Genomic DNA, 21,912 nt, shown 5'->3' with positions numbered 1-21,912 from the left:
CTCTCAACTCTGTCGAAGGAGAATCATGGAACCGTATCTGCTCACGAACAAGACGGCGCTGGTCACCGGTGCTGCCCAGGGCATCGGCCTGGCCATCGCCACTGCGCTGGCCAGGCGGGGTGCCTCAGTCGGCATCGTCGACCTCAAGGGTGCCGAGGAGGCGGCCGCCGGGCTGGCCTCGGAGTACCCGGATCAGCGGTTCGCCGCGTTCTCACTCGATGTCCGCGACGCCGACGAGGTGACTGCCGCGGTCGGATCGTTCGTCTCGACGTTCGGGGGACTCGACATCCTCGTCAACAATGCGGGCACGGCCGCGCGCATCGGCATCGATGAGATCACCGCAGAGCAGTGGCAGCGGGACATCGAGACCAACCTCGGTGGGACGTTCAACTTCATCAAGGCCGCCGTCCACCCGCACATGATCGATGCCGGACGTGGGTCGATCATCAACATCTCGTCGATCTCGGGCATCAACGGCGGAGCGGTCTCCGACGGGGAGGCCGGGGCACGGTCAGGGCCGGCCTATGCGGCGAGCAAGGGCGGGATCATCGCGCTGACGAAGTGGGTGGCCAAGGAATACGGACGGCAGGGCATCCGCTGCAATTCGGTGGCACCCGGCCCGGTCGAATCTGCGCTCACCGCCGGTCAGGACTACGACACCTCGGGGCAGGCGCTCGACCGCATGGGGCAGCCCGACGAGATCGCCGAGGCGGTCGCCTATCTCGCCACCGACGGTGCCGCGTTCACGACGGGACAGATCCTGCGCGTCGACGGCGGGGCCGTGATGTCGTGAGCGTTTGAGTGTTGTGAGCTCGATCAGACGATCCCCGCATGATCTTCAGGATAGTGCGGGGATCGTTGTCTCTGCTGGCTTATATGGTCAGGGCTGTCGTCTGGTCAGGCGGCGCGGCGGACGAAGAGCTCGAAGGTCACTGCGACCGGGTTGGCACTATTTATGAGGACACCAGAATGGACCTCTCCGGCGACGTCGACGACTTCGCCGGAAAGGGTGCACTGCGGTGCTGTGGTCTGTGCTCCGGTCACGGTGCCGCTCAGATGCGTGAACTCGACGGCCGGCCACGGGGCGGTGCGGCCCGTGAACACGGCACCGGTCGTGCTGCCGAGACTCGCGACCACCTCGGCGGAATCGAAGCCGGCATTGCGGCAGACGGCGAGGACCGCCTCGTCGAGGATCTCACCGGGACGGATCCGGGAGACGACGGAGTCAGGGAAGGCTGGGTTCGAAGGCGCGACGGTCTGCGCCGGCCACGTCGTCGCAGACGTCCGGGCCTCGACACCGGCCGACTTGGACCCGACCGGGTGCGGAGCGAAGGCGGAGAACCCGGTCTCTGGATCGACCTCGCTGACAAGCCGGGCATCGGCGAGGATATACAGGCGAATCCTCAGACCCTCGGGACCGGCGAGCGTGCCCGGCAGCAGATGTCCGCCCCTGATCGTGCCGTCAGCACAGGTCCATGAGGCATGGATGTGGCAGAACGGTGTTCCTTCGCGGAAGCCGATCGTCGCCGAGGCGTGGCGAAGTCTCGTGGGGGTGTCGAGGCTGAACGCCTCGGTGAACGACATCGGGTGTTCGGCATCGGGGCCGTAGGCGGGATGGACATAGTCGATGCGGCCGAACTGCCCGGAGACGAACTCGGCCATGATGCCGTTGGTGCCGTCGGTGCCAAGCGCAGCTTCGAACGCGGCGAACACGTCGGCGCCTTCGGCAAGGTCGATGAGGTGCTCGGTGCAGCGAGTCGGCACGGAGACGATGCGCGGAACCAGGCGTGGTCCGGCGTGAACGACCGCTTCTCCCGGGTCTTTGAGGGGAAAAGTCGGTCCGGGCAGATCTGTCGTCTCGGCTCCATTGCTCATGCCTCGATTATCGGCGGCGAGGAGCGTCGGCGCTCGCCAGGACCCATGATGTGGAACATGAGGCTGGAGGAAGTGCGCAGACGCTGGAACTCTCAGAGACTGTTCCTCAGAGCCTCCACCATGAGGTCGAGGCCGTGGGATTCGCGACGCGGGTCGGCTTCGAGGACCTGAATGTAGCGCGATTCGATATCCGGATCGATGATCGGAATCGCTTTGCATCCGACTGCATTGAGGTTCGTCGGAATGGTTCGACCGGCCATCATCGCGATCATGGAAGTGCCCACAAGGGAGCGCAGCATGAGAACCGGACAGGTGGCCTCGAGTGAGGGGGAGAAGACCTGCCCCTGTGCCCTCACCGCCTGCTCGATGCGCATTCGAGCGGTGTTTCCTGCAGGGAGTGTGCCGACAGGGAAGTCGGTCATGTCGCTGATGAAGAGACTGGTGCGCTCAGCCAGCGGATGGTGTCCATCGAGAATCGCGAAATTCGTCGCTTCTGCCTCAGCTACCTTGCGGACCCCAGGCAGTGTGCCGAATTCGTGGTTGGAGACGGAGAAATTCACGCACAGATCGGCCCGCCGGTTCCGCAGCACCTGCAGAGCTTCGACCGAGCCTCGGTCGATGATGCTGACCTGAACTCTGTCAGTCATCCGCATCAGGCGGTTGATGGCATCGGCCACCACGGTCTGGCCCAATCCGGTGCTCGTCACGATCGAGACGGTTTCGACAGCGCCCGAATACTCCCCGAACGAATCGGCGAGCAATTCCGACTCTGCAACAGTTCTGCGCGCGAAGTCCGCCACTGCCAAGCATTGAGCCGTCGGGAGGACGCCAGAACTCGATCTCTCGAAGAGCGTCGTGCCGTAGTGCTCCTCCAGGCTTCTGATCTGGCGACTTGCCGTGGAATGTGAGATGAAGATGGAGCGTGCGGCAAGATGGATCGACCCGTATTCGACAACGGCAAGCAGGGTCTTGAGACTGCGGAGATCGGTCATCGTGGTCGTCCTTCGGCCGGGTGCGACTCCAGAGTACGTCGGTGGTGCAGGAAATGCACCACCTCGGTGCGGGAATCGCACCCGAAAGTGGACTGATCCGGGTGTTGCTGAGTCGTCTGCTGGGCGATGCTGACAGACATGAACGCAGAGAACACTGTCCGCGAGGGTGCGGAAGATTCCCCCGAAACCCGAACCGACCTTGCCCGGCGTGCGGGCGAATTCGTCCGCAGCGCAGACTTCATCGATCGGCTCTCCCGCAGAGTCGCCCGGCGCACCGAAAGCCAAGCTCCCGGAGGCGGGCCGGCGGCGCTGGCCTACCTCAGCGAAGAGCTGGTTCCGGAACTTGACGAGCTCGGCTTCGCTTCGACCATCCACGACAATCCGGAATCGGACGAGCATCCGCTGCTCATCGCCAAGCGCGTCGAGGGCGAGAAGCTGCCGACGGTGCTGCTCTACGGCCACGCTGATGTGCAGTTCGCTCACGACTCGCAGTGGGCCGATGGGCTCGACCCCTGGATACTCACCCGTGACGGGGATCGACTGTACGGTCGCGGCACCGCCGACAACAAGGGCCAACACAGCGTGAACACGGCGGCACTGCGAACCGTCCTCGATGGACTCCACGCGGAAAGCGGAGTCGCCGAGGCGACGCTGGGCTACAACGTCACGATTCTCGTCGAGACCGCTGAGGAGGCAGGGTCTAAGGGCCTGCGCTCCTTCGCAGCAGCACATGCCGAAGAGCTCTCGGCCGATCTCTTCCTCGCCTCCGACGGTCCACGGATCGCCGCCGAGGTGCCGACGCTGTTCCTCGGCTCCCGCGGAGCATTGAATTTCCGCCTCGTCGCCCACGAACGCGACGGCGACCATCACTCGGGCAACTGGGGCGGTCGTCTGCGGAACCCGGCCACGGTCATCGCCGCTGCGATCAGTTCTCTGGTCGACGGCAACGGCGTCATCCAGATCCCTGCTCTGCGTCCCGACGCTCCTCCCGCCTCGGTGCTCGATGCGGTGGCGAAGCTGCCCGAGATCGTAGAGGAGGGAGCACCGGAGACCGATCCGGACTGGGGCGAGCCCGGCCTGAGCCCGGCAGAGAGGGTCTTCGCATTCAACGTCCTCGAGGTTCTCGCCCTCGACGCGGGCGATCCGGCTCAGGTCGTCAACGCGATCCCGGGCGCCGCCTCGGCGAGCATGCAGCTGCGATACGTCGTCGGCACCGATGTGAGTGACTTCGAGAACCGGGTCCGGACCTTCCTTGAAGAAAACGGGATCCATGGGGTCGCGGTCGAGTTCGAACACTGCATGCCGGCCACACGCTTGGACCCGGGAGCACGAGTCGTCACGGCGGCGGTGGAATCGATCCGTGAGACGACCGGACTCGAGGTCGCCGTTGAGCCGAACCTCGGAGGCACGATCCCGAACGATGTCTTCGCCGAAGTGCTCGGGTTGCCGACGGTATGGGTGCCGCATTCCTACCCGGGCTGCAACCAGCACGCGCCCGATGAACATGCCCTGGTATCGATCCTCGAGCAGGGTGCGGAGATCATGACGGGAATGTTCTGGGATATGCATATGCGTCCGGACGACTGGTTCAGCTCCAAGTGACTCCGTCAGATTCCAGAACCCCCTTTTTGTCGACTATCAAGCCATTCCAGCACCACACTGCAGGCAAAGGAGCCCAGTCATGACAGAACAGCTGTCAGCGCAGAATACCGCTGAGAACAAACCGGTGAAATCGTGGAAGGTCATCACCGCGGCCTCGATCGGCAACGCCCTCGAGTGGTATGACATCTCGGTCTATGCGTACTTCTCCGTCTACATCTCCGTGGCGTTCTTCCCCTCCGAGAGCCATGCGGTCTCAGTGATGCTGGCCCTGGGCACTTTCGCGCTTTCGTTCTTCATCCGCCCGGTCGGAGCAATCGTGCTCGGCAGCTTTGCTGACCGGAAGGGACGCAAACCGGCGCTGACGCTGACGATCTGGCTGATGTTCGCTGGCACACTGATGATCGTGCTCATGCCACCGGCACATGTCATCGGACTGGCTGCGCCGCTGCTCATTCTGCTCGCCCGGCTCATCCAGGGGTTTGCCGCCGGAGGAGAATTCGGCTCGGCGACGTCTCTCATGGTCGAACACCTGCCCGATCGCCGAGGGTTCGCTGCAAGCTGGCAGTTCACCTCGCAAGCGATGTCGACGATTTTGGCTTCTGTCATCGGTGTGGCCGTGACGACGATGCTGACTCAGGACCAGCTTGAGATCTGGGGCTTCCGCCTGCCATTCATCGTCGGACTCCTCGTCGGCCCGGTGGGACTCTACATTCGACGGCATGTTCCCGAATCTCCTGAGTTCGCCGCTGCCCAGGCAGAGAAGCCCAAGGAAGCAGCGGCCATCGGAGGTGTGCTGCGGCATCACAAACTGGCGGTGCTGCTGGCGATCGGCGCGATCGCCGTCTCGACCTGCCTGAACTACTTCATCACGTATGTCCCGACCTACGCTGTCGACAACCTCGGTATGAACAGCTCCGCGGGATTCTGGGCGACCTTGGTGTCCGGACTCGTGCTGCTCGTCTGCACACCAGTCGCCGGCTACTTCTGCGACAAGGTCGGACGGCTGACCTTCATGATTCCAGCAGCGCTCGCGGTCATGGTGCTCACCTGGGTCCTCTTCACCTGGGTCGTCGCGGCTAGTGCGCTGACGGTGCTCATCGTCGTGGTCATCATCTTCTCGATCCTGAAGGCCACCTATTACGGACCGTTAGCCAGCGTCATGGGCGACATCTTCCCGACCGAGGTGCGCGGGACTGGATTGTCCCTGGGCTACAACGTCGGCGTTGCCATCTTCGGAGGACTGACCCCGCTGGTGGCGGCCTGGCTCATCGGCATCACCGGTGACGCGAAGGCCCCGGCCTACTGGGTGCTGCTCGCCGGAGCGCTGAGCGTGGCGGCAATCCTCACTGTGTGGAAGAAGCTCGGCGTGCGCTGACGCTGAACGAGAAGAGCGCAGCCGTAAAAGCGGGGCCGTGGCCGATTGCGGCTGCGGCCCTGACTGGGCGGATTCGGAACTCAGACGTTCGACGAAACGGCGGCGGCCGCCTCGGCGCGGGTTCGTCTCTTCTTCTCACCGAGGTGGCCGATCACGGCTGCGGCGGAGATCATGACGGCGACGAGGGCGATGCCGATCCACTGATTGAGCATGAGCGTGGCGGCACCCGCCAGCGCGCCGATGAGGATGAGGACGACGGCGAGGGCACGGCGGATCCAGCGGACGTTGTCTCCGCCGGCCAGGCTCGAATCGGCGGCGAGGCCGACGATCGTCGAGGTCACCACCACGGTTGTGACGTCGGCGATCTTCATCTTCCGTGCAGCCGCAGCCTGCGCGCCCATGAGCGCGGACAGGGCTGAGGTGAAGATCGTTCCGGCGAGGCCGATCTCGGGATCGGGCACGAGTGCCACGTAGAGGGACAGTGCAGCACAGCCGACGGCGACGCCGGAGAAGATCACGGTCGTGCGGTGGTGCCAGTTCTCGCCGATGTCGCCGAGGATGCGACCGGACAGTGCAGCGCCGAGCATGAAGAACACGAGGGCGAGGGCGGGGCGAAGGACGGGGACGCCGTCGGCGCCGGCGAGGCCCATGCCGAGGATGACGACGTTGCCGGTCATATTGCCGGTGAAGACCTTGTCGAAGCCGAGGTAGCCGATGGCGTCGACCATGCCGGTCGAGAAGGTCAGCAGCAGGAGCATGGCCAGGTCGAGGCGACGGTTCATGGTGTCCATCCCATCATTCGGAAAGTTCTCAGAATTTGTATACAAAACTTTAGGCAACGGTTAGATTGTATGCAAATATTCCTCATCGACCTGTTGCCCTCATGGGAGTGCGTGTGAAATTACGGATGGTTGCAGCGCTTGCCGGTGCTGTTCTGCTGGCCGGATGCGTTCCGGTTCAACCCTTGGAAGATCCGCCCGACCGCAGCGACGTGAAGTCGGTCGGCGCAGAGTCGGGAGACTTCAGGGAAGGCGGTGACCTCGTCATGGCCCTCTCGTCCGAACCCGATCGCCTCGACCCGACGACCTCCTCGTCGCTCTACACTCGCTACGTCATGCAGACGATGTGCCAGAAGCTCTACGACATCGACGAGAACGGTGAGATCACCCCGATGCTCGCGACCGAACTCCCGGCGGTCTCCAAGGACGGCAAGACGGTGAGGATTCCGTTGAAGGGTGGGGTGAAGTTCGCCGATGGAACCGACTTCGACGCCGAGGCGGTGAAGACGACCATCGAACGTGGACTCAATCTCGAAGAGTCATCTCGAGCGGCCGAGCTCGGGCCCATCGACGACGTCACCGCGCTCGACGACCACACTCTCGAAGTCACCTTCGAGAAACCCTTCGCTCCTTTCACCGCAGCGCTCGCCGATCGCGCCGGAATGATCATGTCGCCGAAAGCCCTGGAGGACGAGGGCGATGACTTCGGCGACAACCCCGTCTGCGTCGGGCCGTTCAAATTCGAGAAGCGCATCGCCCAGACTTCGATCAAGGTGGTCAAAGACCCCAACTACTACGACGCAGACAAGATCCACCTCGACTCGATCACCTACCAGATCATGACGGACGCCAATATTCGCGCCGCGAATATCCGTTCCGGCGACGTCCACGTCGCCGACACGATCTCCCCGCAGGACGTCGACGCCCTCGACGAGGAGACCGGAATCGGCCTCCTGCAGTCAACTTCACTCGGCTACCAAGGACTGACGGTCAACATGGGCTTCGGCGACAACCCCGAGAACTTCAAGACGCCGTTGGGGCAGGACCCTAAGGTACGTCGAGCATTGTCGATGGCCATTGATCGCAAGGCCCTGGTCAACACCGTCTTCAACGGATGGTTCTCGCCGGCCTGTTCCGGTATTGCCCCCGACAGCCCCTTCGCAACGGATGCGAGCAACGACTGCGTCGACTACGACCCCGAAGGTGCGAAGAAACTCCTCGAGGAGGCCGGGGTCGAGTTGCCGCTGAAGGTGAACATGAAGGTCTCGAACACCCAGGACACCCTTCGTTTCGCCCAGGCGGTGCAGGCGGCCACCAAGGAAGCCGGCTTCGACATCAAGGTGCAGCCGATGGAGTACACCGCCCTCCTCGATGCTCAGGATCGCGGTGACTACGAACTGCTTCAACTCGGGTGGTCGGGCCGCGTCGACCCGCACGGCAACCTCTACACCTTCCACTACCCGGGGGCTGCCAACAACGTCACAGGGGTCGACGATGACGAGCTCAGTGACCTGCTCACACGAGCCAGCGAAGTCACCGACGAAGGCGAACGCGCCGAACTCTACGGCCGGGCCTCCAAGCGGATCGCGGAGATCAACTCGATCATCTACCTCTACCGGCAGAAGAACCTCACTGCCTACACCGAGAACGTCGCAGGCATCGACGTCTACTCCGATGGGGTCGTGCATCTCTCGGAAGCCGGCTTCCTCAAGAACGGAGGTCAGCGATGACCCGGTTCGTGCTCACCAAGATCCTTCACGCGATCATCACCTTCGTTCTCTCGGGAATCGTCATCTTCTTCGGCGTACGTCTCCTTCCCGGCGATCCCGCTCTGGCTATGGCCGGCGAAGAGGCAACCCCCGAACGACTCGATGCGATCCGTGCGGACTTGGGCCTCGACCAGCCGCTCTTGGTCCAGTTCCTCAAGTTTCTCGGATCGATCGTCACCGGCGACCTCGGCGATTCCACTCGCACAGGGCTCCCGGTCACCTCGATGATCGCGACCACGCTGCCGGTGACTCTGTGGCTGGCCCTCTACGCCATCGTCGTCGCCGTGGTCGTCGGCATCGCATTGGGCATGCTCGCCGAACGCTACCGCGGGAAGTGGCCGGAGATCGGCAGCAACTTCATCGCCCTTCTCGGGCTCTCGGTGCCGAACTTCTGGCTCGGGCTTCTAGCGATCCTCACCCTGGCGGTGAGCCTCGGCTGGTTCCCTGCGTCGGGCTATGTCGATGTTCTCTCCGATCCGATTCGTGGCATCTACTACCTCACCCTGCCGGCGGTGATCCTCGGTACCAGCCTGGCCGCGGTGATCACCCGGCAGACGAGAGCCTCGATGATCGAGACCATGGGGACTGACTACGTGCGGATGGCCCGAGCCAAAGGGCTCTCGCGCCCGCGGGTGCTCTTCCGCTACGGACTGCGCAATTCGCTCATCGTCCTCGTCACCATCGTCGGCCTGCAGCTGGGCGGGCTGATCTCCGGCGCAGTCGTCACCGAGCGGATCTTCGCTCTGCCGGGCATCGGCAAACTCACCCTCGACGCGGTCTTCTCCCGTGACTATCCGGTCATCCAGGCCGTCGTCCTCGTCATCACTGCCTCCTACATTCTCATCAATCTGGCCGTCGACATCCTCTACTCGGTCATCAACCCCCAGATCCGCGTCAACGAGGATGCCAAATGAGCACGTCCACCGTCACCAACACGGACAAGAAAATCCAAGGCCTCGACCCGGAATTCCACGCCTCGAGCAATCGAGCATTGTGGCTGGTGAGGTCGATCCTGTCGACCCCGATGGGGGTCATCGGCTCGGTCATGGTCTTCATCGTCCTCGTCATCGGAATCTTTGCGCCACTGATCGCCCCCTACGGATTCGCGCAGACGAACTTCGAGGTCCCGTTTCAGATTCCAGGCACGATCGGCTACGTCTTCGGCACCGATGACCTCGGTCGTGACATCCTCTCGCGGCTCGCCTTCGGTGTCCGCGCCTCTCTTCAGGTGGGACTGCTGGCCGTAGCTCTCGCCGTCGTAGTCGGGGCCCCCTTGGGTCTGCTGGCGGGGTACTTCCGAGGACTCGATGCTGTCATCTCGCGACTGACCGATGTCACTCTGGCGTTCCCATTCCTCATCATCGCCGTCGGGCTGGCCGCTGTCTCAGGACCAAGCCTCTCCAATGCTGCGATCGCTTTGGGCATCTCACAGGTTCCCACGATGATCCGAGTCGTCAGAGGCGAGACGATGCGGCTGAAATCCGCGGACTTCGTCAAAGCCGCGATCGCGACCGATGCCTCGAAGGCTCGTATCCTGGGCATGCACATCCTGCCCAACGCCGCTTCGGCGGTCATCGTCCAGGCCACGGTGATTCTGCCGACCGCCGTGATCGGAGAATCGATGCTCTCCTTCCTGGGGCTCGGCATCCAGCCGCCCTCTCCGAGTCTCGGAATCATGCTCTCCGACGCTCAGCAGTACATCTTCCGCGCGCCTTCGACTGCGCTGTTCCCCGGTCTGGCCATCCTGTTCATCTGTCTGGCCTTCAACCTCTTCGGCGACGCTCTGCGTGACGCCCTCGATCCGAACTCCAAGAAAGGACACTGACGTGTCATACACCCCACCCGACGACTTCACCACCCGACCCACGCTCGAAGGGCACTTCGGGATGGCGGCCTCAACGCACTGGCTGGCGACCGCAGTTTCGCAGGCGGTTCTCGAGCGCGGCGGCAACGCCTTCGACGCGGCGGTCGCCGGTGCGTTCCTCCTCCACGTCGTCGAACCCCACCTCAATGGACCGGGTGGAGACATGACAGGCATCTTCGCGACTGCTGAGGACCCGGCACACCCGCAGGTGATGATGGGGCAGGGCCCGGCGCCCGCGGCAGCGACGATCGAGCACTACCGCGGAGAAGGACTCGACATGGTGCCCGGTTCGGGTGCGCTTGCCGCCGCCGTTCCCGGCGCGGTCGACTCTTGGCTCAACCTGCTCGAACATCACGGCACCTGGGAACTCGCCGACGTGCTCGACTTCACGATCGACTATGCCGAAAATGGCCACCCGGTGCTCGGCCGCGTGGTCGGGGCGATCGAGCGCGTCCGCGAGCTGTTCACCGATCACTGGCCGACTTCGGCGGAACAGTGGATGCCCGGGGGAGAGATTCCTCAGGCCGGAGACCTCGTGTTCAATCGTCCCTACGCTAAGGTGCTGCGCCGACTCATCGCCGCCGGAGACGGTGCCGAGACCCGTGCGGCCCGCATCCAGGCCGCGAGGCAGGTGTGGAAGTCCGGATTCGTCGCCGAGGCAATCGCCTGCTTCGTCACCACCCCGCATAGGCACGCCACCGGGAGTGACCACGCCGGAGTCATCACTGCTGACGATATCGCGGGCTTCAATGCTCACTTCGACGACCCGGTGACCATCGACTTCCGCGGATACCAGATCGCGAAGATCGGTGCTTGGGGTCAGGGTCCGGCGCTGCTGCAGACCCTGAAGATCCTCGAGGGATTCGACGACGAGCGGCTTGATCCCTCGAGCGAACTCGGCGCACATACGATCCTCGAGGCACTCAAACTCGCTATGGCGGATCGCGACACCTATTACGGTGACGGAGACGTCGACCTCGACTGGCTGCTCAGCGACGACTATGCCGCGAGTCGCCGTGCGCTCATCACCGACAACGCCTCGCACGACTTCCGACCAGGCGCCGGGCGTGACGGTACCGAGCCCGCGTTCCGACCGCCGCTGGTGCCCGAAGGAGCGGACAAGGAAGAGCTCATCAAGGCCGGGATCGGCGAGCCGACAGTTCAGAAGAACGGCACAAACAACGGCGACACCTGCCACATCGACGTCGTCGATCGATGGGGCAACATCATCTCGGCAACACCGTCGGGAGGGTGGCTGCAGTCCTCGCCTACGGTGCCGGAACTCGGGTTCTGCCTCGGCACCCGGCTGCAGATGATGTGGCTCGATGAGACCTCACCGTCTGCGCTGACCCCCGGCAAACGACCGCGGACTACTCTCACGCCGACGCTGATCTCGAAGGACGGCGAACCCGTCATCGCGCTCGGGTCGCCCGGCGGTGACCAGCAGGAGCAGTGGCAGCTGTTGCTCATCCTCCGCCTCCTCGTCGGCGGCTACACCGCTCAGCAGGCCATCGATGCTCCGGCGCTGCATACGACAGCACTGGCTGGATCGTTCTGGCCACGCACTTGGGTGCCCGGTGGAGCAGTGGTCGAGGACCGCCTCGGCGAGGATGTCATCGACGGACTCATCGCCCGGGGACATACGGTGACCCGAGCCGGATCCTGGGACCTCGGCCGACTCTCCTGCGTCACCCGGGATCCCGGCACTGGTCGACTGACGGCAGGAGCGAATCCTCGCGGTGCCCAAGGGTACGCGGCAGGAAGGTGAGAACGATGAGCGAGGAATTCGTGCTCGAGGTCTCCGGCCTCGAAGTCTCCTACGGGGCTCCTGTCCTCCACGATGTGAACTTCACGCTTGCCCCGGGGGAGAGGCTGGCCCTCGTCGGACAGTCCGGCTCGGGGAAGTCGACGACCATCGGCGCGATCCTCGGTCTGCTGCCGGGTTCCGGCAGAGTCAGCGCGGGATCGGTGCGCTATCGCGGAGAAGAACTCGTCGATGCCGATCGTGCTCGCCTGCAGACCCTGCGCGGCAGGTCGATCGCGCTGGTGCCGCAAGATCCGATGGCCAGCCTCAATCCGAGCATGCGTGTGGGCGATCAGATCGCCGACGCACTGCGCACCTATGGAATGTCGGATAGCCGTGAAGTGAACCGAACCGTGGTGCAGCTGATGACCGAGGCCGGCATCCCCGAGGCAGAGACGCGGCGGCGGTCCTATCCGCACGAGTTCTCCGGCGGGATGCGGCAACGCGTGCTCATCGCCATCGCTCTCTCCGGCGATCCCGACCTCATCATCGCCGACGAGCCGACGTCTGCCCTGGACGTCACGGTCCAGAAGCAGATCCTCGACCATCTCCAAGACCTCGTGACCGAACGCGGCACGTCTCTGCTGTTCGTCACCCACGACCTCGGGGTGGCGGGGGAGCGAACCGACACCGTCCTCGTGATGAATGATGGACGCGTCGTCGAACGCGGTGAGCCCGAGCTCGTGCTCGGAGATCCCCAGGACGAATACACACAGGCACTGGTCAAGGCTGCGCCGAGCATCGTCGTCGACCGCAATCGAGGTCAAGAGTCCGACCACGCGGGCGAGTTCGACGCTGCGACCGTCTCGGCGAATGTGCTCGAGATCGAAGATCTTCACAAGGTGTACCGACTGCGGGGGCGGGTCCATGAGGTGCACGCCCTCAAGGGAGTCAGCCTCACCGCCGAGCGGGGGAGGACGACCGCAATCATCGGTGAATCGGGTTCGGGCAAGTCGACGATCGCGAAGATCGTCCTCGGGTTGGAGAAGGCGACCAGCGGCACAGTCCTCGCAGGTGGACGCGACGTCGACGCGACCTCGAGGTCGGAACGCAGCATCCTGAGGCGCTTCAGCCAGCCCGTCTTCCAGGACCCTTTCTCGTCGCTCAATCCGATGTGGAGCATCGAAAGGATCGTCCGTGAACCGCTCGACGTCTTCAGAATCGGCACCCGCGCGGAACGGACGAAGAAGGTCGCCGAGGTGCTCGACCACGTGGCGATTCCCAGGTCGATGAGCGATCGCCGCCCTGCTGATTTATCCGGTGGACAGCGACAGAGGATCGCGATCGCTCGTGCGCTCATCAGTGAACCCGAGCTCCTCATCTGCGACGAAGCCGTCTCAGCTCTCGATGTTCTCGTCCAGGAACAGATCCTCGACCTGCTGCGGAACCTGCAGTCAGATCTGGGCGTGAGCTGCCTGTTCATCACCCACGATCTTGCAGTCGTGGCGAACTTGGCCGACGATGTTGTAGTGATGAAGAGTGGAGAGATCGTCGAGACCGGCGCAACCAGGGACGTCATCGGCCACCCGACAGCCGACTACACCCAGAAGCTCTTGGCGGCTGTGCCAGGTTCCGGTCTCCTCAATGTCTGACTTTTCCCAGCCTTCAGACACTTCGAGCAGCGGGGACGTCGGCGCGCGGATCCGTGCCGACATCATCGCCGGTGTCCACGCTCCCGGGGCGAAGCTGCGGGAAGTCGCTCTGGCTCAGCAGTACGACGTCTCCAGGATTCCGATCCGTGAGGCTTTGCGATCCCTCGAGGCCGAAGGGCTCGTCGAGTCGCGGAAGTACAGCGGCTCGATCGTCGCACCCTCACCCGTCGAGGATGCCGAGGACCTCTTTGAGATCCGCATCGTGCTCGAGTCGGCGACCGCGAAGCGTGCGGCCAAACGTGCGGCTGAGCTCAACGCCAGCGACACACCTGACCTCAAGTGGCGGGAGCTGCGCAAGGACATCAGCGACATTCTCGATGCCGGGGACGTCGTCATCGACCAGGAACGCTTCGAAGACCTCGCGGTGCTCAACATGCGGTTCCACTTCGCCGTTGCCGAACTCAGCCGCAGCCTGTCATTCATCAGCTTGCTGAGGCAGATCTCTGGGAAGATCGAGTGGCTGTATTCGCTCAACGTCACTCGTCGCGGACCCCAGGCCTGGCCCGAGCACCGCGAGATCATCGCGGCCATCGATGCCGGCCAGGAGGCGAAGGCAGCCGAAGTGATGGCCCGGCATGTCCGCCGCAGCCGAGACTCCTACTTCGCCATGATGTCCGACACCGACCGTCCCAGAACTACCTGACGGCGGCCCAGCAACCTGGCGCAAGGTTGCTGGGCCGCCGTCAGGTAGCAATTAGGGGTGGTTCAACAGGCGGTCGAGCTTGTTGTAGCCCTCGACGATTCCGTGCTCCATGCCCGAGGCGACCATGCCGTCGCGGGACTCGAGCGAATCGAAGACCGAGGTCGAGGCCAGTCTGGTCCGCCCGTCACCGAGATCGGTGAGCGTGAGGATATCGAGGTTGACCGCGTCCGGGAATCCCTCGAAGGTGAACGTCTGGACGATGCGCTCGTTCTCCCTCACCTCGTGGAACGAACCGAAGAAGGCGTACTCGCCGCGATCGTCGGTCGCGACATAGCTCCAGTTCCCGCCTGTCGTCGCATTCCATTCGCGGATCGTGTTCGTGATCGATTCCGGACCGCACCACTTGACGAACAGTTCGGGGTCGATATGGGCACGGAACACCTTGTCCGGTGCGGCGGTGAAATCGCGGGTGATCGACACGGTCTGCACGCCCTCGGGGACGTCGAGCCTGAGGGTCGAATAATCGGCGGTGGTGTCTGTTGTGTTGGTCATGTCATGCTCCTTTGCGTGATCTTCTGTCGGTTGATGTGTTTTCGGATCCCGTCGCCGAGGCGGCGCCCAAGTCCGAATCGTTCGCGTCCTCGTCGGCGTTCATCGCTTCGAGGACTACGTCGAGGCGTTGGTAGCGTTCCTCTGCCTGCTGTCTGTATCTCTCGATCCATTTCGTCATCAGATCGAACACATTGTCTTCGAGGTGGACTGGTCTGCGCTGGGCATCACGGGTGCGGGAGACCAGTCCGGAGTCCTCGAGCACCTTGAGATGTTTCGATACGGCCTGCAGGCTGACGTCGTAGGGCTCGGCGAGTTCGTTCACCGTTGAGTCCGCGACGCTGAGGCGGGCAACCATATCCCGACGGGTCGGGTCCGCCAGGGCGGCGAAGACCTTGGACAGCTGATCGGTCACTGCAGCCTCCTGCGTTTCGAATCACATATTCAACCAATTGGTTGACAACACGATACCGCGATCGGGATCCTTATTCAACCTATTTGTTGAATAAGGATCCGGTTGTCTCACTTCACCGCTTTCACCTGCGGGGATGAGTGCAAGTGCCGGGCCGCCTCGGCGAGATTCGACGGATTTCGCACCGAAGAATTCCAGTGCCTAACGATGATTGCGGAGCTGTCTGTCGTATGGTCTCAGTAGCGGCGGACCAGGAAGCGCGTCGAACGGATGCGAGTTCGGGCTTCGTCGACAGTTCAGTAAGACGAGGATGTCTGGAGAAGAACATGCCCACACTGCGACAGCAGCTGTTCAGGATCAAACCAGTTCCGCGGCAGAAGGAAGATGTCGAGACCGAGCTCAAGCGCACGATCGGTCTCTTCTCGCTGACGATGGTCGGCGTCGGTTCGACGATCGGCACCGGCATCTTCTTCATCCTCTCCGAATCCGTTCCGGTGGCAGGTCCCGCCGTGATCTGGTCATTCGTCATCGCCGGTGCCGTCGCGGGACTGGCGGTCATCTGCTACGCCGAACTCGCCGGCTCCGTCCCCGTGTCCGGTTCCTCCTACTCCTACGCGTACGCGACTCTCGGTGAACTGCCGGCGATGGGAGTGGCCGCCTGTCTCCTCCTCGAATACGGTGTCGCCGGTGCGGCCGTCGCGGTCGGCTGGTCGCAGTACGTCAACCAGCTGCTGTTCAACCTCTTCGGATTCGAGATCCCGCACGCCCTGGCCTATGCACCGGAAGAAGGCGGAATCGTCAACCTGCCGGCCATCCTGCTGCTGGCGATGTGCTGCTTCCTGCTGGTGCGCGGCACCGGCGAATCCATCGTCGTCAACGCGATCATGGTCTGCCTCAAGGTCGGCGTGCTCATCTTCTTCATCTGCGTCGGCGTCACCGGCTGGAACACCGACAACTTCTCCGACTTCGCACCCTTCGGCATCTCCGGAGTCGTCGCCGGATCGGGTCTGATCTTCTTCAGCTACGTCGGCATGGACGCCGTCGCCACGGCCGGCGATGAGACGAAGAACCCGAAGAAGACGATGCCCCGAGCCCTCATCGCCGCCCTCATCATCGTCACCTCCGTCTACGTCCTCGTCGCCGTCGCCGCACTGTCGGCCCAGCCGTGGGAGAAGTTCGAAGGGCAGACCGCCGGCCTGTCTGCCATCCTCGAGAACATCGTCGGCTCACAGTGGCCCGGCACGGTCGTGGCCGCCGGCGCGGTGATCTCGATCTTCTCGGTCACCCTGGTCTCCATCTACGGCCAGTCCCGGATCCTGTTCACGATGGCCGGCGACGGAATGATGCCCAAGCTCTTCCGCGAGGTCAATCCCCGCACGCTCACCCCGGTCAAGGGCACTATCGTCGTCTCCGCGGTCATCGCGGTCCTCGCCGGGTTCATCCCGCTGAACTTCCTTGCGGAGATGACCTCGATCGGCACCCTTGTGGCCTTCGTCGTCGTCTCCCTGGCCGTGATCATCCTGCGCGTGCGCGAACCGAACCTCGAACGCGGCTTCAAGGTTCCGTTCTATCCCGTCCTCCCGGTGCTCTCGATCATCGGCTGCTTCTGGATCATCTCGAGCCTGCAGATCATCACGATCGTAGTCTTCGTCATCTGGGCCGCTTTCATCCTGGGCTTGTACTTCATCTTCGGCCGCAAGTCCTCCGTCCTCGGCCGGCAACTCGCCGAGGCGGGGCACACCAATCCCGAATCTGCCGGAACGGACTCCACAGGAGGAGCCAAATGAGCATCGTCGTCGGTCTTGCCCCAGGTCAGGACAATCGAGCCGCCGTCGAGCTGGGTATCGTCCTCGCCCGCACCTATCGGCGCCGAATCGTCGCAACGGCCGTCGACTCCGCTGCGTTCCCACTGGCCCCGGTGCACTTCGAGAGTCAATACGAGAAGAAGCTCCGCACCGTCGCCGAGGCGGCCCTCGACGAAGCGCGTGCGCTCATTCCCAGCGATATCGAGTCCGAATGCGTCCTCCACTCCGCGCGGTCGTCACGGCGCGGTCTGCTCGAGGTGTGTGAGAAGACCGATGCCTATCGCCTTGTCGTCGGACCGTCGTCGGAAGGGAAGCCCGGCAGGATCGCACTCGGGTCGGTGTCGAACGGCCTGCTGCACAGCGCACGGCTGCCGGTGGCTCTGGCCCCGGCCGGGTTCGAAGCGCCCGAAGGGGCGCGCCTGAAACGGATCACGGCTGCGTATTCGGGTTCGTCCACCTCGGCGGATCTCATCCTTGGTGCTGCTATGGTTTCGGCGGAGTCGGATGTGCCGTTCCGCATCGCGTCATTCGCCCCGCGTTCGCGAGTGGTCGCGTCTGCGAACGTCCCCTTCGACATGGAGTCGAGCGTCGTCGACGAGTGGACGAAGGTTGTCCGGCGCGACACGGACAGAATCCTGTGCTCGATCAAGCAGCTGCACATCAAGCCTGGTGAGACGGACGTCGTCGTGGGAACGGGAGCCGATTGGGCCGCTGCCCTCGGTGCGGTCGAGTGGGAGCACCCGGAAGTGATGATGCTCGGGTCCTCCGGGTTGGGTGCGCTCAAACGTGTGTCCTTGGGCAGCCATGCGATGAGGATCCTACAGAACTCTCCGGTGCCGGTTGTCGTCGTGCCCCGCCGTGCGAAGGCCGATTACATCCGCCAGCAGGAGGTGTGACGGCAGGGCTCGCCTGAGGAGGTGACGCTTCGGCTGTCCAATACTTGAACAGTTCCAAATTGGCGCCGTCGGTCTCGCTAGCCTGGCGACAGGTCACAACGACGTGGCCTGGAGCTAGTAGAGAGGAACCGCATGGAACTGCTGCGATTGGGACCGATCGGACACGAGATTCCGGCAGTCCGTCACGATGGAGTCTGCTTCGACCTCCGCCCGCTGACCGATGACATCGCCCCGAGCTTCTTTGCCGCCGATGGCGTCGAACGCGTCCGAAATGCGCTTGCCGCCGGGGAGCTCAAGCCGCTCGACGGTGCCGATGAGATGCGCATCGGTGCGCCGCTGACCAGGCCTTCGTCCATTGTGTGCGTAGGTATGAACTATGCCGCGCACGCCCGCGAGGCCGGGGCCGAGCCTCCCGAGCGGCCAGTCGTCTTCTTCAAGATGCCCTCGACCATCGCCGGTCCCAATGACCCGATCGAACTGCCGCCGTATGCGACGAAGGCCGATTGGGAGGTCGAGCTCGGAGTCGTCATCGGATCACGGACGTTCCGGGTAGCCTCGGCGGAGGAGGGACTCAACAACGTGGCCGGGTACGTGCTCGGCAACGATCTGTCCGAGCGTCGCCTGCAGATCGACGAGTCCGGTGGCCAGTGGTCGAAAGGGAAGAATCTGCCCGGGTTCACCCCGCTCGGCCCATGGATCCGCCCCGCCGCCGAGGTGGATCCCCGTGACCTGCGACTGCGCAGTTGGGTCAACAGAGAAGCTCGACAGGATTCGTCGACGAGTGACCTCATCTTCTCCGTCGGTGAGATCATCTTCCAGCTCAGCCAGGCGATGGCCTTCGAGCCGGGAGACGTCATCCTCACCGGTACGCCTCAGGGCGTAGCGTTGTCGGGCAAGTTCCCCTATCTGACCGACGGTGATGTCGTCGAGATCGAGCTCGAGGGCCTCGGCCGGCATCGGCAGGTCGTGACAGTCACGGAGTGAACGCACGAAGCGGCGCACCGATGAATGGTGCGCCGCTCGTGCGTGTGGATCGGCGTCTCAGATCCGACGCCGGATCAGTTGGCCGCTGAGATCAGCGGTTCTCGTCGAAACCGCCCTGGCTCTGCTCTCCGCCGCCGAAGCCGCCTTCATTCTGGCCGCCCTGGGCCTGCTGGTCCTGGCCTCCGAAGCCGCCCTGGCCGCCGGGCTGACCGCCCTGTTCGCTGTCGCCGCCGAAGCTGCCGGACTGCTGGCCCTGCTCCTGCTGGCCGCGGTCGCCGCCACCGAAGCCACCCTGTTCCTGCTGGCCACCGAAGCCACCCTGTTCCTGCTGGCCGCCGAAGCCGCCCTGGTCGCGGTCGTCGCCACCGCCGAAGCCGCCGTCGGACTGCTGTCCGCCGCCCTGCTGACCCTGCTGGCCGCCCTGGTCGCCGAAGCCACCTTGCTGGCCCTCGGGACCGCCCTGCTGCTGATTGCCGAAGTCGTTCTGACCGTTGTCGTTGTTGCCTGCGAAATCATTCGATCCCATGTTCAACTCCTTGTTCGGTGACGATCCGCCGCTGTCTGCGACTTGCTTGTCAGTCTTGGCCACTCGACGACCGCCTGACAACAGGTGGCAAGGAATATTGCTCAGAATTCGCTCAAGTCTCAGGTGCTGTTCAAATTGCGAACTATCTTCACACGATTCTCCACAGCTGGGGCAGTACACAGGGCCTCTCACGAACGGTAAGCTCATCGCTTCGTCTCTGCCCGGCAGTCGAAGCTCCACGCTGAGTCGACCCCACTGCGTCGAGCCAGACGGCAGCCGTCGCGTCACCGGCTCACCGATGGTGGGCAGGGCCCTGGCGCGGAAATCCCTGCCGCAGACGGCGACACCTGGCACCATGGGAGAACCGAACCACGCACAACTAGGAGCATCGTCATGAGCACGCACCGACTTCCCCTTTCCGGTGTGCGAGTCCTCGAACTCGGAAACTACATCGCCGCACCCACCGCCGGGCGGATGCTCGCGGACTTCGGCGCCGAGGTGATCAAGGTCGAGCGCCCCGGCACCGGCGATGAGCTGCGCAATTGGCGGCTCAAGGCCGGCGACACCTCAATGCTCTACCGCACGATCAACCGCAATAAGAAGTCCGTCGTCCTCGACCTGCGCAGCGACGAGGGGCGCGAAGCTGTGCTCGAGCTCGTCCGCCGCAGCGACATCCTGCTCGAGAACTTCCGCCCCGGCACTCTCGAGAAATGGGGGCTCGGACCCGATGCGCTCGAAGAGGCCAATCCGGACCTCGTGTTCGTGCGCATCTCAGCGTTCGGCCAGACCGGTCCGATGTCGTCCCGGCCCGGCTTCGCCGCCGTGGCCGAGGGATACTCGGGCTTTCGCGAACTCGTCGGCGATCCCGACCGCCCGCCCGTGCGCGTGGGCATCTCGATCGGCGATTCGATCGCCGGCATGCAGGCGGCGTTCGGCGCCGTGATGATGCTCTTCGACCGACAGCGGCAGAAGATCGCCGGAGCCGCCGAGGCGGTCGTCGGATCCGCCCACAGCTTCGAGGGCAAGGGCCCGCTGTCGGAGCGGACCGTCGACGTCGCGCTCAACGAGGCGATGTTCTCCGTGATGGAATCCCTCGTCCCCGACTACTCCGCGTTCGGGGAGATCCGTACCCGCACCGGCGGACGGATGGAAGGCATCGCGCCCTCGAACGGCTACCTCTGTGACGGCGGGAAATCCGTGGTCATCGCCGGCAACGGGGACGGAATCTTCCCGCGGCTGATGACGGCGATCGACCGTCCCGACCTCGCCGAGGACGCCGAACTGCAGTCGAACGCCGGTCGTTGGCAGCGGCGGGACGAACTCGACGAGGCGATCGGCGCATGGTGCGCGCAGCGTTCGGTGGAGGACGTCGTCGAGGCCCTGGAAGACGTCGGAGTTCCGGCCGGTCCCATCTACACGGCCGAGGACCTCGTCGCCGATGAGCAGCTCGCCGCCCGCGGGATGATCCAGAACCTCGACGTCTCCACCGGCGAAGAAGTCCTCGAGGACGTCGCCTTCCCGGGAATCACGCCGGTCATCGGCGGCGAATCGATTCCCATCGACCACCTCGGACCCGATCTGGGAGAGCACACCGACGAAGTGCTGTCGTGGCTGGGGCTGAGCGGCCAGGAGGACTGAGCGCCGCAGCCTCTTCCGGTGGGGACCGCCCAGGTCTATTCTTAAGCCATGGGCGAGCTGAGGTACTCGATCAACGTCACCGTCGACGGCTGCTGCGACCATCGCGTCGGAATCATCAGCGACGACTTCCACCGTCACCATGCGGACAATCTCGCACGAGCCGACGGGCTGATCTTCGGCCGCATCACCTACCAGATGATGGAAGACGCCTGGCGCAGACCCGAGGGTGACACGACGCCGGAGTCGGAACTCGACCCGTTCGTCGCGGCCATCGACCCGGCCCGCAAATTTGTCGTCTCGAACACCTTGGACAGCGTCGACTGGAACTCCGAACTCATCCGCGGCGACCTCGCCACCGCTGTCCGCGAACTCAAGGAGCAGTCCGTGACCGGGCTCGCGACAGGGGGAGTGACGCTGCCGCTGGCGCTCGCCGAACTCGGTCTCATCGACGAGTTCGAGTTCGTCGTCCACCCCTGCATCGCCGGCCACGGCCCCTACCTCTTCGCCGGACTGAGCGACGTCGTCGACCTCGAACTGGTCGACCGCAGTGAACTCGAGGCAGGTCACGCCATCCAGACCTACCGGCCGAAGAATCGCTCTTCCCGATAGACGGGACTGAGCACAGGCAATTCCCCCGGACCTCTCATATGCCGAACAAAGCCTGTTCCCTGGACTGAGCGCGTTATATAACGAGAGTGGAGTCGCGCATGGTCGCGCGGCGACGAATCGTTTCCCGCTCAGCGGGAG

At 63.9% G+C, this 21,912-nt stretch carries 20 protein-coding genes; 14 read left to right on the top strand and 6 right to left on the bottom strand.

Going from position 1 to position 21,912, the window contains the following annotated elements; translation table 11 throughout:
* Positions 1-25: 25 nt before the first annotated feature.
* A complete protein-coding gene (locus tag BLU88_RS01790) occupies positions 26-793 on the top strand; it encodes an SDR family NAD(P)-dependent oxidoreductase (protein WP_092009491.1) in 768 nt (255 codons plus the stop codon).
* 104 nt (positions 794-897) lie between these two features.
* Here the strand turns inward: BLU88_RS01790 and BLU88_RS01785 are convergent, their stop codons facing one another.
* A complete protein-coding gene (locus tag BLU88_RS01785; RefSeq protein ID WP_092009489.1) occupies positions 898-1,875 on the bottom strand; it encodes a PCC domain-containing protein in 978 nt (325 codons plus the stop codon).
* A 92-nt stretch (positions 1,876-1,967) separates the two neighbouring features.
* A complete protein-coding gene (locus BLU88_RS01780; protein WP_092009485.1) occupies positions 1,968-2,867 on the bottom strand; it encodes a LysR family transcriptional regulator in 900 nt (299 codons plus the stop codon).
* A 138-nt stretch (positions 2,868-3,005) separates the two neighbouring features.
* Between BLU88_RS01780 and BLU88_RS01775 the strand changes: the two genes are divergently transcribed.
* Positions 3,006-4,469 (top strand): M20/M25/M40 family metallo-hydrolase, encoded by a 1,464-nt coding sequence (locus BLU88_RS01775; RefSeq protein WP_092017032.1) that lies wholly within the window; start codon positions 3,006-3,008, stop codon positions 4,467-4,469.
* 79 nt (positions 4,470-4,548) lie between these two features.
* A complete protein-coding gene (locus BLU88_RS01770; protein WP_092009483.1) occupies positions 4,549-5,844 on the top strand; it encodes an MFS transporter in 1,296 nt (431 codons plus the stop codon).
* A gap of 80 nt (positions 5,845-5,924) precedes the next feature.
* Here BLU88_RS01770 and BLU88_RS01765 read toward each other — a convergent pair whose 3' ends face one another.
* The gene (locus BLU88_RS01765) at positions 5,925-6,635 is read right to left on the bottom strand and encodes a YoaK family protein (protein ID WP_231939527.1); all 711 of its coding nucleotides are present in this window, start codon (positions 6,633-6,635) and stop codon (positions 5,925-5,927) included.
* Positions 6,636-6,751: 116 nt separating this feature from the next.
* Here BLU88_RS01765 and BLU88_RS01760 point away from each other — a divergent pair, with 116 nt between their 5' ends.
* The 6 genes from BLU88_RS01760 to BLU88_RS01735 are packed head-to-tail and all read left to right on the top strand — an operon-like array spanning position 6,752 to position 14,355.
* A complete protein-coding gene (locus BLU88_RS01760; protein ID WP_092009481.1) occupies positions 6,752-8,353 on the top strand; it encodes an ABC transporter substrate-binding protein in 1,602 nt (533 codons plus the stop codon).
* Complete coding sequence (locus BLU88_RS01755) at positions 8,350-9,306, top strand: ABC transporter permease (RefSeq protein ID WP_092009479.1); 957 nt, start codon at positions 8,350-8,352, stop codon at positions 9,304-9,306. Before BLU88_RS01760 ends, BLU88_RS01755 begins: the two co-directional genes overlap by 4 nt.
* Positions 9,303-10,217 carry an ABC transporter permease gene (locus BLU88_RS01750; RefSeq protein WP_092009477.1) on the top strand — a complete coding sequence of 305 codons (915 nt, stop codon included), beginning with the start codon at positions 9,303-9,305 and terminating at the stop codon, positions 10,215-10,217. The genes BLU88_RS01755 and BLU88_RS01750 overlap by 4 nt, the downstream gene beginning before the upstream one ends.
* Position 10,218: 1 nt before the next feature.
* The gene (locus BLU88_RS01745; RefSeq protein WP_092009475.1) at positions 10,219-12,024 is read left to right on the top strand and encodes a gamma-glutamyltransferase family protein; all 1,806 of its coding nucleotides are present in this window, start codon (positions 10,219-10,221) and stop codon (positions 12,022-12,024) included.
* A 5-nt stretch (positions 12,025-12,029) separates the two neighbouring features.
* Entirely contained in the window at positions 12,030-13,652 is a 1,623-nt protein-coding gene (locus BLU88_RS01740; protein ID WP_092009473.1) for a dipeptide ABC transporter ATP-binding protein, read from the top strand.
* Positions 13,645-14,355: a GntR family transcriptional regulator gene (locus BLU88_RS01735; protein WP_092009471.1), complete on the top strand. Its 711-nt coding sequence runs from the start codon at positions 13,645-13,647 to the stop codon at positions 14,353-14,355. The genes BLU88_RS01740 and BLU88_RS01735 overlap by 8 nt, the downstream gene beginning before the upstream one ends.
* A 51-nt stretch (positions 14,356-14,406) precedes the next feature.
* On the opposite strand, the gene BLU88_RS01730 is transcribed toward BLU88_RS01735, so the two are convergent.
* Both BLU88_RS01730 and BLU88_RS01725 read right to left on the bottom strand, forming a co-directional pair.
* Positions 14,407-14,907, bottom strand: a complete 501-nt coding sequence (locus tag BLU88_RS01730) for an SRPBCC family protein (protein ID WP_092009469.1) — start codon at positions 14,905-14,907, stop codon at positions 14,407-14,409.
* A gap of 1 nt (position 14,908) precedes the next feature.
* Entirely contained in the window at positions 14,909-15,319 is a 411-nt protein-coding gene (locus BLU88_RS01725; RefSeq protein WP_092009467.1) for an ArsR/SmtB family transcription factor, read from the bottom strand.
* A gap of 323 nt (positions 15,320-15,642) precedes the next feature.
* Between BLU88_RS01725 and BLU88_RS01720 the strand changes: the two genes are divergently transcribed.
* The 3 genes from BLU88_RS01720 (at position 15,643) to BLU88_RS01710 (ending at position 19,001) form a co-directional block, all read left to right on the top strand.
* Positions 15,643-17,103 (top strand): APC family permease, encoded by a 1,461-nt coding sequence (locus BLU88_RS01720; RefSeq protein WP_092009465.1) that lies wholly within the window; start codon positions 15,643-15,645, stop codon positions 17,101-17,103.
* Positions 17,100-18,017, top strand: a complete 918-nt coding sequence (locus BLU88_RS01715) for a universal stress protein (RefSeq protein ID WP_092009463.1) — start codon at positions 17,100-17,102, stop codon at positions 18,015-18,017. The genes BLU88_RS01720 and BLU88_RS01715 overlap by 4 nt, the downstream gene beginning before the upstream one ends.
* Positions 18,018-18,149: 132 nt before the next feature.
* Positions 18,150-19,001 (top strand): fumarylacetoacetate hydrolase family protein, encoded by an 852-nt coding sequence (locus BLU88_RS01710; RefSeq protein ID WP_092009461.1) that lies wholly within the window; start codon positions 18,150-18,152, stop codon positions 18,999-19,001.
* A gap of 91 nt (positions 19,002-19,092) precedes the next feature.
* Here the strand turns inward: BLU88_RS01710 and BLU88_RS01705 are convergent, their stop codons facing one another.
* Positions 19,093-19,527 (bottom strand): hypothetical protein, encoded by a 435-nt coding sequence (locus BLU88_RS01705; protein WP_092009459.1) that lies wholly within the window; start codon positions 19,525-19,527, stop codon positions 19,093-19,095.
* A 393-nt stretch (positions 19,528-19,920) separates the two neighbouring features.
* Between BLU88_RS01705 and BLU88_RS01700 the strand changes: the two genes are divergently transcribed.
* The gene (locus BLU88_RS01700) at positions 19,921-21,165 is read left to right on the top strand and encodes a CaiB/BaiF CoA transferase family protein (protein WP_092009457.1); all 1,245 of its coding nucleotides are present in this window, start codon (positions 19,921-19,923) and stop codon (positions 21,163-21,165) included.
* A gap of 48 nt (positions 21,166-21,213) precedes the next feature.
* Complete coding sequence (locus BLU88_RS01695; protein WP_092009455.1) at positions 21,214-21,774, top strand: dihydrofolate reductase family protein; 561 nt, start codon at positions 21,214-21,216, stop codon at positions 21,772-21,774.
* Positions 21,775-21,912: the final 138 nt, after the last annotated feature.

The organism is Brevibacterium siliguriense (genome assembly GCF_900105315.1).
Taxonomy (GTDB): domain Bacteria; phylum Actinomycetota; class Actinomycetes; order Actinomycetales; family Brevibacteriaceae; genus Brevibacterium; species Brevibacterium siliguriense.
Note: the sequence above shows the minus strand (reverse complement) of the source record. Positions and strands in the feature narration are given on the sequence as shown.